We start from the raw sequence: 10,687 nt of genomic DNA, 5'->3' as shown, positions 1-10,687 counted from the left end.
CTCGCCGGTATCGTGGTCGACGCCGCACAAAAAAGCTCTGCGAACACAACGTGATACTACATGGTAGTAGGGTGTGTCTTCGATGGCGATGAGGGTTTTTCGGGGTCTGGGCATATTAATTGTGCCTGCATTGCTGTTTAAATATACAGTAATTAGGTTAGTTGTCGCTCGCCCGGCTGTCAAGATTTTGGTGATTGTGGTAATGGTGCTAACGCCTGGTGTTTGTTACTCACTGTGTTGTTCAGTTGTGCCTGTCCTTTCTACTGAGACTCACCATATCATAGCTTGTGAGTAACCCTACCGTTCCCAGTAAGCAGGGGGATACACTGAAGCTGTTACCAACAATTCAAAACTGATCCACTGGTTTTTACTATGATGTTTTTACCAGTGCGTTTTATTATTAAAGTAAGTCTGGCAGGATATTTTTAAAAAAGCGGCTTGTCAGTTTGCGGCAGACTACCTTACACTTATTACGGTTTTTATTTTACATTTAAATAACAAGGAACCTGTTATGCCACGAGCTGCTGCAAAAATTTTTCTAAAGCCCGCCAATATAACGGCTAAGGCTGAACGTAATATAATTGCCACACTGCAAGATATTGAGGCAGCGTGGCGGCGCCTGGATAAACAGTATCGGCTTCGCGATTCGCTGTTTAGCGTGTTTGAACAACAGGTAGTGCCCTGGCAGCATCAGTTAAGTGAACGCAAGGCGGAGTTAACGGCCATGTTGCTGCACTATGCTAACAACCAGCATCTTACTGAGCGACAACGCTTAGCGTTAATGGACTGGACTAATGAATTGCTTGAAGAGCTAGAGTATTGTCACTTTAACAGCCCCAGCATTGATGTTACTACCTTAGGCAAGCAGTTTATGAATGGCTTTGATGATCAGTGGTTTCCTTTTGGTGAGCCAGAATCTGACGTTGATTACAGCGTTGACTTGCCAGAACCGTTTGCCAGCGTGGCCGCCTTATCCGCTGACGAAGATTGGACAGTTGAAACAGTAGATGATGACGGACAATGGCATCCGGTTAAACTTGTGGCGGAAAAGGTGCATTTAGCCATGGCGCAACAACTGGCTGCTTTGCTGTCGGGCCAGGTCGTGGGCGAAGAGGGTAATGAGCAGCACGTTAAAGCCATGCTCATCGATTGCTATCAGCAACTAGTGCAACAGCAGTTACCTGCTGAAAGCTTAACGCCATTGCTTACGCTATTGGCTCGTTACCGGCATAAAATTGATGTGTTATCGGTGCAACTGGCTACTGGTGAAACACCAATGGGCTGGGTATTAATGACGTTTGGTAACTATAATAAAGCCGCATTACAACCGGCATTAGCTGAGTATATTGCCGACTTAAAATACGAAATAAAGCTGCTAAGAAACGATTTAAACCAGTGTAAATCACTGAAAAATCTGCAACTGTTACTGGATGAAATAGACCTGTTAGCAGACAACGGCGATGAGGAATTTAATTATGCGGCCGCTACACCAAACCGCTATCATTAAATAATGGCATTCTGGTATTGGGTTAAAGCAACATAGCCACTTAATTAACGGGCGCCTGATACCGATAGTAGTGAAAAGCCCACTAATTATCGTCATTACTAAGCGATAGGAGAATATTATGGCAGGCGGTTGGGCAAAGGATGGCGCCATTCAGGATCAAATTGATGCCAGTGTTGAAGATGCCGTGCAACGCGTGCGCAGCCAATTAACTGTTGGTGACAGTGCGGTTAATTGTGTTGAGTGTGAACAGGCTATACCAGGGGCACGTCGCACGGCGATCCCTGGCGTGCAACTGTGTATTGCTTGTCAATCTGCTCTTGAAAAACAGCAAACTAAGACCGGCGGCATTAACCGCCGTGGCAGTAAAGACAGCCAACTCAGGTAGACTGCAGGGCTTAATCGGCAGCGTCTTTAAAATGGGTAGAATTCTGATAACGGCCGCTGTAATCGAAAATACTTTCCAGGTGTTGCCAGCCTTTACTGGTTTTTTTCAATAAAATAAGTTGTGGCATGCGAAAGCACTGTTGATCCGCCACCAGTTCGCTAGCGCGCTGGTAGTTTTTAGGTTTAAGGCCCGGTGTGCGGCTGTGCGGCAGCACAAACAGTGCATATAAAGCCCGGCGCTGCGCTGGCGTGTCTAGGGTAAAGTGACGAAAAAACGGGTTGCCATCACTGTCCTGATACTGCACCGTTAAAGCACCATTATTCTCGGTAAGCTGCATTTGCTGACAGCGGAATAAATGATGATGCTGTTTGTTTAACACTTCTTTTAAGCGTTTATCCGGGTCGATTAACTGCGACTGACAGTGCTGACAGATGCGGGCGGCAATGTCGTTCTCGCTGCCACAATCGGGGCATATTCTGGCTCTGAACCGATAACTACATTGCTGTGCCGGGGCGGTGTTGCTGTCATTTAATAAGCCCTGACAACGCCGGCCGTAGTGTTCAATAATATCACCGTCGTTATCCACCAGCCCCCAGAATATATTGGCAAATTGACATTTTGGGCAGGGTACCTGCACCGGTACGGCTTTGCTGGTAGGTTTGGGGCTGCCTACTTCCGGGTAATATAAATCAAAGCCATTTGCGGCATAATCAATAATAAGGCAGTGGCTTTTATTCGGGGCACTGCGTAAGCCGCGGCCAACCATTTGCTGAAATAAACTGACCGACGCGGTGGGCCTTAAAATAGCAATTAAATCGACATGTGGTGCATCAAAACCAGTGGTAAGCACCGCAACATTAACCAGAAACGTTATGTCTTTGGCTTTAAACGCGCTAATAAGCTGGTCGCGTTGTTGATGGGCGGTGGTGGCGGTAATTAACGCGGCACTTTGTCCCACACCGCTGCTATGCTGCTTTAGTAGCGACAGGACTTCTTCAGCATGGCGCACTGTGGCTGCAAAAATAATAACACCTTGCTTGCTGGCCGCCAGCTGACATAGCTGGCCTACTATAAGCTTGGTGGCCCGGCCCATTTTACCCAGCAGTGAGTCAATATGCTGTTCGCTGTAATCCAGGCCATTTGCCGGTTGCAAGCTGCTAAAGTCATATTGGGCGGCTAAGCCATCCAGTAGCAGGGGTTGGGCTAAATAACCTTTTTTAATTAACGGCCGCAGTGGCAGCTCAAAAATGCAACGATCAAAACTGGCATGTTCCATTGAACCTATCCGGCCATGATAGTGGCGTTGATATATCCAGCCCGTGCCCAGTCGGTATGGCGTGGCGGTTAAGCCTAGTATTTTTAATTGCGGGTTTTGTTGGCGCAAATGGCTAAACAATAGCTGATACTGGCTGCCATCAGCCAGGCTTACTCGGTGACATTCATCAATAATAAGTAATGAAAACGGTTGGTTAAATTGTTGCAGGTTGCGTGCGGCAGACTGCACGCTGGCAATAACCGTTTTTCCTGAGCTGTCTTTCTGCTTCAGGCCAGCCGCAAAAATACTGCCCGGCTGGCTTAATACCGCTACTTTTTCAGCATTTTGTGCAACCAGTTCTTTAACGTGCGTTAAAATAAGCACCCGGCCATTGGCTACTTTGGCCAGTTCGGCTAATACCAAACTTTTACCGGCACCAGTTGGCAGTACCATCACGGCTGACTGATTGCTTTGTTTAAAATGCGCTATGGCGGCGTCAACCGCGTGTTGTTGATAGTCTCTTAATTGCATAACATAACATAACGTATTTAGTTAGTGTGGTTGCAGTGGGGTAAAGCTAGTATTTGCCAAACAAATATAGCTGATAGAACGGCTGCCAACGAGGTGTTGCAACAGCCGGTTATTTATAGCGGGTAAGCAATGCTAGCCGTTACTTAGCCACGCGGTAACTGAATTTTTTTAGCGTCACTTTTACGGTACAGTACCAACGTTTTGCCAATAACCTGTACTTTATCTGCTTTGGTTTCGCGGATAATGGCATCCATAATTAATACTTTCTGTTCGCGATCTTCAGTAGGTACTTTTATTTTTATCAGTTCGTGAAAGCTTAAGGCTACTTCTATTTCAGCCACAACGCCCTCGGTAAGGCCATTGCCGCCAAGTAAAATAACCGGTTTAAGCTCGTGAGCTTTCGCTTTTAAAAATTGTTTTTGTTTATTGGTTAAACTCATAAAGGTAGAATATCCAGATTCAAGCTTGATTTTTACTTATTGTAGCGCCATCTCAGGCATAAGACTATTTAAGAGTGGTAACATGACCAAGAAAAAACGCTCTGCTAGTTCTACGCGCTGGTTAAAAGAGCATTTTGATGATCAATTTGTGCAAAAAGCGCAGAAACTGGGGTTACGATCGCGCGCGTCGTTCAAGTTAGAAGAAATTCAACAACAAGACAAGTTGCTGAAACCCGGGATGACCATAGTTGATTTGGGTTCTGCACCAGGAAGTTGGTCGCAGTACGTTGTTGGGGTGGTAGGGCAGTCTGGCACCGTTATTGCCTGTGATATCCTGCCGATGGATCCGTTGGCCGGGGTGGCGTTTTTACAAGGAGATTTTCGAGAGGATGCAGTATTAGCAGCATTATTGAGCCGGATCGGAGGTAAGACCGTAGATGTGGTATTATCTGATATGGCGCCTAATATGAGTGGTAATGATATGACCGATCAAGCCCGCTCGATGTACCTGGTAGAGTTGGCATTAGATATGTGTCACAAAGTGTTGAAGCAAAATGGTAGTTTTGTGGTCAAAGTGTTTCAAGGAGACGGCTTTGAAGCTTTTTTAAAAGCAATCAGAGCGGTATTTACCACAGTTAGAATACGTAAGCCCGATTCATCTCGTGCCCGTTCGCGGGAAACATTTATCGTGGCGACCGGCTTTAAAGTTTAGTAAAGTAGGTCGGTAATTTTTTTTAAGCGAATAATGAGGTTATAACCTTGAGCGACATGGCAAAAAATCTGATTGTCTGGTTGATTATCGCAGTAGTATTGATGTCGGTGTTTAATAGCTTCGGCCCCAATGAGAGTGCAGACAGACAAACCAGTTATACTCAATTTATTAAAGAAGTGAATCAAGGCCAGATCAGCGAAGTCAAAATTGAGCGTAGCGGTGTTATTACCGGTTTGCGCAATAGCGGCGAGCGGTTTGAAACAGTATTGCCGGTTAACGACCCACAATTAATGGCCGATTTATTGGAAAATAACGTTCGGGTGTTAGGCGCTAAGCCAGAAGAAAACAGCTGGTTGGCAACTATTTTTATCTCCTGGTTTCCAATGTTGCTATTAATTGGTGTCTGGATTTTCTTTATGCGACAAATGCAGGGCGGCGGCGGCAAAGGTGCCATGTCGTTCGGTAAAAGCAAAGCGCGTTTGCTGGGTGAAGACCAAATAAAAACCACTTTTGCCGATGTGGCTGGTTGTGACGAGGCAAAAGAAGAAGTATCTGAACTGGTAGATTACCTGCGCGATCCGTCACGGTTTCAAAAGCTGGGCGGTAAAATCCCGAAAGGTATTTTAATGGTAGGCCCACCAGGTACAGGTAAAACCTTGCTAGCGAAAGCTATTGCCGGTGAAGCTAAGGTGCCATTCTTTACAATCTCTGGTTCTGATTTTGTTGAAATGTTTGTTGGTGTGGGTGCCTCACGGGTACGTGACATGTTTGAGCAAGCTAAAAAAGCGGCACCTTGTATTATATTCATCGATGAAATTGACGCCGTGGGCCGCCAGCGTGGTGCAGGCTTGGGCGGTGGTCATGACGAGCGCGAGCAAACATTAAACCAAATGCTGGTAGAAATGGACGGTTTTGATGGCAATGAAGGTGTAATTATCATTGCTGCTACTAACCGGCCAGATGTACTTGATGCTGCGTTACTGCGTCCGGGTCGTTTTGACCGTCAGGTAGTGGTTGGTTTGCCGGATGTGCGTGGTCGTGAACAAATTTTAAAAGTGCATATGCGTAAAGTACCGCTTGCGGATGATGTTAAAGCCAGTGTAATTGCCCGTGGTACGCCAGGCTTCTCTGGTGCAGATTTAGCTAACCTGGTGAACGAAGCGGCCTTATTTGCTGCCAGAGGAAATTGCCGGGTAGTGAGCATGGAAGAGTTTGAACGCGCCAAAGACAAAATAATGATGGGTGCTGAGCGTCGCTCCATGGTAATGACCGATGCTGAGAAAGAAATGACGGCCTATCATGAAGCCGGCCATGCCATTATCGGCTGTATTGTGCCAGAGCATGATCCGGTGCACAAAGTCACTATTATTCCGCGGGGCCGTGCGTTAGGTGTTACGTTCTTCTTACCAGAGCAAGATGCTATTAGTATTAGCCGGCGTAAGTTAGAAAGTAAAATATCGGTGGCTTACGGTGGTCGTTTGGCTGAAGAAGCAATTTATGGTCTTGATTCGGTGTCTACTGGTGCCTCGCAAGACATTAAATATGCTACCTCTATTGCTCGCAACATGGTGACGCAGTGGGGCTTTTCAGAGAAGCTTGGTCCTTTGTTATATGATGATGAAGATGGCGAAGTGTTCTTAGGCCGCAGTATGGGCAAGTCAAAGCATATATCTGATGAAACGGCGTCTATTATTGATTCAGAAGTTAAAGTAATAATAGATCGTAATTACAACAGAGCTAAACAGCTGCTTGAAGAGAACATGGACATTTTGCATGCCATGAAAGACGCGTTAATGCTGTACGAGACCATTGATTCGAAACAAATTGACGACTTGATGAAACGCCGCACTGTTCGCCAGCCAGAAAACTGGGAGCCGCGTGACAAAGGTAATAACAAGAACAATGACGATGATGCTGGTAAAGCAGCAACAGACAGCGAAAACCCGGTTGCAACTGATAAACCTTCAGAAGGTAACTTACACTAATTGCTTTCACTGGTTATAATTCAAACCCCGGCTTGCCGGGGTTTATTTTTTTATAAAACCGACTTCTTAAATGCAACATTGTCGAAGGTATTCGTTATGCTGATAAAACTTCCCCGGCAGCGGCAGTTAGACTTAAGCCGGCCCGTGGTAATGGGGATATTAAATATTACGCCTGATTCGTTTTCTGATGGCGGCCAGCATATGCAGTTGCAGGCCAGTATAAGACAGGCCGGGCAGATGCTAGCAGACGGCGCAACTATTCTGGATGTTGGCGGTGAATCGACCCGTCCTGGTGCTACTGAGGTACCATTACAACAAGAGTTAGATCGGGTATTGCCGGTTATCGAGGCTATTCGACAGCAGTTCGATTGTGTTATTTCGATTGACACCAGCAAGCCGGAGGTAATGTCAGCTGCGGTTAAGGCGGGTGCCGATATGATTAATGACGTGCGGGCTTTGCAAAGTGAAGGCGCTTTGGCTGCTGCGGCACAGTTAAATGTACCGGTGTGCCTGATGCATATGCAGGGCGCACCCGGCACTATGCAGCAGCAACCCGATTACGACGATGTGGTAACCGAGGTGATAAAATTTTTACAACGGCGGGCGCTGGATTGTCAATTTGCCGGTATTGCTAAAAACCAGCTGATTTTGGACCCGGGTTTTGGTTTTGGTAAAAATCTTAGCCATAACTACCAGTTGCTGGCAGAATTAGCGCAGCTGGTTAAACTGGGTTACCCGGTTATGGCCGGCATGTCGCGTAAATCAATGATCGGCCAGCTATTAAATGTGCCAGTCGAGCAGCGTTTGGCAGGTAGCCTGGCGTGTGCCACAATTGCTACATTACAGGGTGCCCGAATAATTCGGGTGCATGACGTAAAAGAAACGGGTCAGGCAGTGCAGGTAGCTACTGCAGTCCGCTATGGAGTAACAGCATGAGCAGAAAGTATTTTGGCACCGATGGTATTCGGGGTCGGGTAGGTGAGTTTCCAATAACACCTGAGTTTGCGATGAAACTAGGCTGGGCAGCTGGCCGGGTGTTATCGGCACGCGGCACCCGTAAGGTACTGATAGGAAAGGATACCCGAATTTCTGGTTACCTGTTGGAAACAGCTCTTGAAGCAGGCTTAGTCGCTGCCGGGGTCGACGTTCGTTTATTAGGGCCAATGCCAACACCTGCAGTAGCTTACCTAACCCGTACCTTTCGGGCCGAAGCGGGCATTGTTATCAGTGCTTCACATAACCCCTACTATGATAATGGTATTAAGTTTTTTTCAGCTGATGGCACTAAACTGGCTGATGAGATAGAGCTGGCCATTGAGCATGAGCTGGAGCAACCGATGGTCTGTGAACCGTCAGAAAAGCTGGGGCGGGCGATGCGTATTGAAGATGCTGCCGGACGCTATATTGAGTTTTGTAAAAGCCATTTAAAAAACCATTTATCGTTAACCGGTCTGAAAATTGTTATCGATTGTGCCCATGGTGCTACTTATCATATTGCACCGGCGGTATTTAAAGAGCTAGGTGCTGAGGTAATTGCCATTGGTTGTAAACCGGATGGTTTTAATATTAATGATAAATGCGGCGCTACGCATACTGATTTACTGCAGCAAACGGTATTAGCTGAACAAGCTGACTTAGGTATTGCTTACGACGGCGATGGCGACCGGGTGATGATGGTTGACCAGCATGGCCGGGTATTAGACGGTGATGAAATTGTTTATATTATTGCCCGTTGCGCTCAGCGTGAAAACACCTTGCAGGGTGGGGTTGTTGGCACTCAAATGAGCAATCTTGGCCTGGAACTGGCGTTGGCCGCATTAAATATTCCTTTTGCCCGCAGTGCCGTAGGTGATCGCTATGTTATGGAGCTATTACGTGAGAAAAATTGGCGTATTGGCGGTGAAAACTCGGGACATGTGCTTAATTTAGACTATGCCTGTACCGGCGATGGCATTATTGCTTCTTTGCAGGTGTTAAATGCCATGCTGATTAGCGGTGAAAGTTTGGCGCAATTAAGTGAAGGCATGCAAAAACTACCGCAGGTGTTAGTTAATGTTAAGTTTGAAAAAGGCACCGCGCCGTTAGAAAAACACCATGTTATTCAAAAAATTAGTGAAATAGAAACCTTATTAGCGGGTAAAGGCCGGGTACTAATTCGTAAATCAGGTACTGAGCCGCTTATTCGGGTAATGGTAGAGGGCGAAGATTCGCAGCTGGTGCGCGATTATGCAGAACAAATTGCCGCGGCCGTAAAAATTGCCAGTTAACTAAGCATCGTTATTTGCCTTTTATGGTGGGTTTATCGTGTTATAAAGCCGGCAAAACTTGTGCTTAGAGTCGGCCTTGGGTAGTATTCTGGCGATATAATTCAGGGATAACATTATGACGGCAAAGAAACTGATCGCGGCCAATTGGAAAATGAATGGTTCCAAGGCATTGGTTGATACTATGGCACAGCAATTAACCAATTTGCCGTCGGGCGTTGATGTGTTGCTGTGTCCGCCAGCCACCTTGCTGCAGTATTTTCCAGCAAACCGGCAATATGCTTTAGGTGCACAAAATATTAGCGAGCATGATGCAGGCGCTTATACCGGCGAGCTGAGTAGTAATTTGATTATTGAAGCCGGTGCAAACTTCGTATTGATAGGGCATTCTGAACGTCGACAGTATTTTGCTGAAACCGATACACTGGTTTGTGCAAAAATGCAGCAAGCAGTTAAAGCCGGCTTAACGCCAGTGCTTTGTATTGGCGAGACTTTAGCTGAGCATCAGCAACAAAAAACCCAGCAGGTTATTGCGAAACAATTAGCCGCGGTGTATGCTGCGCAACCCGAATTGCTGCTGAAATCAGTAATTGCTTATGAGCCGGTTTGGGCGATAGGCACGGGTGAGTCGGCAACACCGGAGCAAGCGCAAGCAATACATGCGTTTATTCGTCAGCAAATTTCTGATTATAATAGTGTTGCTGCTGCAACGGTTAAAATTTTATATGGTGGTAGTGTAAACGCAGCGAATTGTCGGGCGTTGTTCGCTAAAGCCGATATTGATGGTGCTTTAGTTGGCGGTGCCAGCTTGAAACCCGCAGAATTTATGCAAATTTGCCAAAGCGCAAAGGACTAAGTATGTACGAAATTATTATTGTTGTTTACTTACTGGTAGCGTTATCCCTGGTTGGTCTGGTGCTTATTCAGCACGGTAAAGGTGCTGATATGGGCGCTGCTTTTGGTGCAGGTGCATCATCAACGGTTTTTGGCTCATCAGGTACCGGTAATTTTTTAACGAAAACCACGACTGTGTTGGCGACGTTGTTTTTTGTGTTGAGTATAGTGCTGGGTAACTACACGGCTAAACAAAGCACGCCGGTTGATGAGTTTGACTTGTCTGTGCCTGCCACGGAACAAGTACCGGTTAAGAAAAATGATAATAGCGATATTCCAGTAGGTTAACTGCCCTTTTTTTAGCCGAGGTGGTGAAATTGGTAGACACGCTATCTTGAGGGGGTAGTGTCTTCGGACATGCGGGTTCAAGTCCCGCTCTCGGCACCAACTAAATCAATAGCTTTTCATGTCAAGGCTTGCGATAACAGGCAAGGCGCTATATACTATGCGCCATTAGACGGACGCGGGATGGAGCAGTCTGGTAGCTCGTCGGGCTCATAACCCGAAGGTCGTCGGTTCAAATCCGGCTCCCGCAACCAACTTTAGTTTAAACAGTTATATTGAGATTGCGCCCTCGGGCTCCTCTTTATAACCACAGGGCGAAGGTGTTAAATTCGGCTCCCGCAACCAACTTTAGGTTAGACAGTTATATTGAGATTGCGCCCTCGGGCTCCTCTTTATAACCACAGGGCGAAGGTGCTAAATCCGGCTCCC

10 protein-coding genes, 2 tRNA genes and 1 pseudogene are annotated in these 10,687 nt (G+C 46.5%); 10 read left to right on the top strand and 3 right to left on the bottom strand.

The window, feature by feature from the left end:
- Positions 1 to 114, bottom strand: a pseudogene (locus VT06_RS18655) (transposase); the annotation flags it as partial.
- 397 nt (positions 115 to 511) lie between these two features.
- On the opposite strand from VT06_RS18655, the gene VT06_RS16190 reads away from it, so the two are divergent.
- Positions 512 to 1,507, top strand: a complete 996-nt coding sequence (locus VT06_RS16190; RefSeq protein WP_046555372.1) for a hypothetical protein — start codon at positions 512 to 514, stop codon at positions 1,505 to 1,507.
- Positions 1,508 to 1,625: 118 nt separating this feature from the next.
- Entirely contained in the window at positions 1,626 to 1,892 is a 267-nt protein-coding gene (locus VT06_RS16185; RefSeq protein WP_046555371.1) for a DksA/TraR family C4-type zinc finger protein, read from the top strand.
- Positions 1,893 to 1,902: 10 nt separating this feature from the next.
- Here VT06_RS16185 and VT06_RS16180 read toward each other — a convergent pair whose 3' ends face one another.
- Together VT06_RS16180 and yhbY are read right to left on the bottom strand one after the other, a co-directional pair.
- Positions 1,903 to 3,678 carry a DEAD/DEAH box helicase gene (locus tag VT06_RS16180; RefSeq protein ID WP_046555370.1) on the bottom strand — a complete coding sequence of 592 codons (1,776 nt, stop codon included), beginning with the start codon at positions 3,676 to 3,678 and terminating at the stop codon, positions 1,903 to 1,905.
- Positions 3,679 to 3,821: 143 nt separating this feature from the next.
- Positions 3,822 to 4,118 carry a ribosome assembly RNA-binding protein YhbY gene (gene yhbY / locus VT06_RS16175; protein ID WP_046555369.1) on the bottom strand — a complete coding sequence of 99 codons (297 nt, stop codon included), beginning with the start codon at positions 4,116 to 4,118 and terminating at the stop codon, positions 3,822 to 3,824.
- A gap of 82 nt (positions 4,119 to 4,200) precedes the next feature.
- On the opposite strand from yhbY, the gene rlmE reads away from it, so the two are divergent.
- The 8 genes from rlmE to VT06_RS16135 all read left to right on the top strand — a co-directional run bounded on the left by rlmE (position 4,201) and on the right by VT06_RS16135 (position 10,512).
- On the top strand, positions 4,201 to 4,830 hold the full coding sequence (rlmE, locus tag VT06_RS16170; RefSeq protein ID WP_046555368.1) for a 23S rRNA (uridine(2552)-2'-O)-methyltransferase RlmE: 630 nt from the start codon (positions 4,201 to 4,203) through the stop codon (positions 4,828 to 4,830).
- 56 nt (positions 4,831 to 4,886) lie between these two features.
- Complete coding sequence (gene ftsH / locus VT06_RS16165; protein WP_046555367.1) at positions 4,887 to 6,815, top strand: ATP-dependent zinc metalloprotease FtsH; 1,929 nt, start codon at positions 4,887 to 4,889, stop codon at positions 6,813 to 6,815.
- Positions 6,816 to 6,911: 96 nt separating this feature from the next.
- The gene (gene folP / locus VT06_RS16160; RefSeq protein WP_046555373.1) at positions 6,912 to 7,751 is read left to right on the top strand and encodes a dihydropteroate synthase; all 840 of its coding nucleotides are present in this window, start codon (positions 6,912 to 6,914) and stop codon (positions 7,749 to 7,751) included.
- A complete protein-coding gene (gene glmM / locus VT06_RS16155) occupies positions 7,748 to 9,082 on the top strand; it encodes a phosphoglucosamine mutase (RefSeq protein ID WP_046555366.1) in 1,335 nt (444 codons plus the stop codon). The genes folP and glmM overlap by 4 nt, the downstream gene beginning before the upstream one ends.
- A 115-nt stretch (positions 9,083 to 9,197) precedes the next feature.
- Positions 9,198 to 9,935 carry a triose-phosphate isomerase gene (gene tpiA, locus VT06_RS16150; protein WP_046555365.1) on the top strand — a complete coding sequence of 246 codons (738 nt, stop codon included), beginning with the start codon at positions 9,198 to 9,200 and terminating at the stop codon, positions 9,933 to 9,935.
- Positions 9,936 to 9,937: 2 nt separating this feature from the next.
- On the top strand, positions 9,938 to 10,261 hold the full coding sequence (gene secG / locus VT06_RS16145; RefSeq protein ID WP_046555364.1) for a preprotein translocase subunit SecG: 324 nt from the start codon (positions 9,938 to 9,940) through the stop codon (positions 10,259 to 10,261).
- 14 nt (positions 10,262 to 10,275) lie between these two features.
- A tRNA-Leu gene (locus tag VT06_RS16140) sits at positions 10,276 to 10,360 on the top strand.
- 75 nt (positions 10,361 to 10,435) lie between these two features.
- Positions 10,436 to 10,512 (top strand) — tRNA-Met (locus tag VT06_RS16135).
- The last annotated feature ends 175 nt before the right edge of the window (positions 10,513 to 10,687 follow it).

Source organism: Arsukibacterium sp. MJ3 (assembly GCF_000987765.1).
Lineage (GTDB): Bacteria > Pseudomonadota > Gammaproteobacteria > Enterobacterales > Alteromonadaceae > Alishewanella.
The sequence above is the reverse complement of the archived record's forward strand: the minus strand, read 5'-3'. Positions and strand labels throughout refer to the sequence as shown.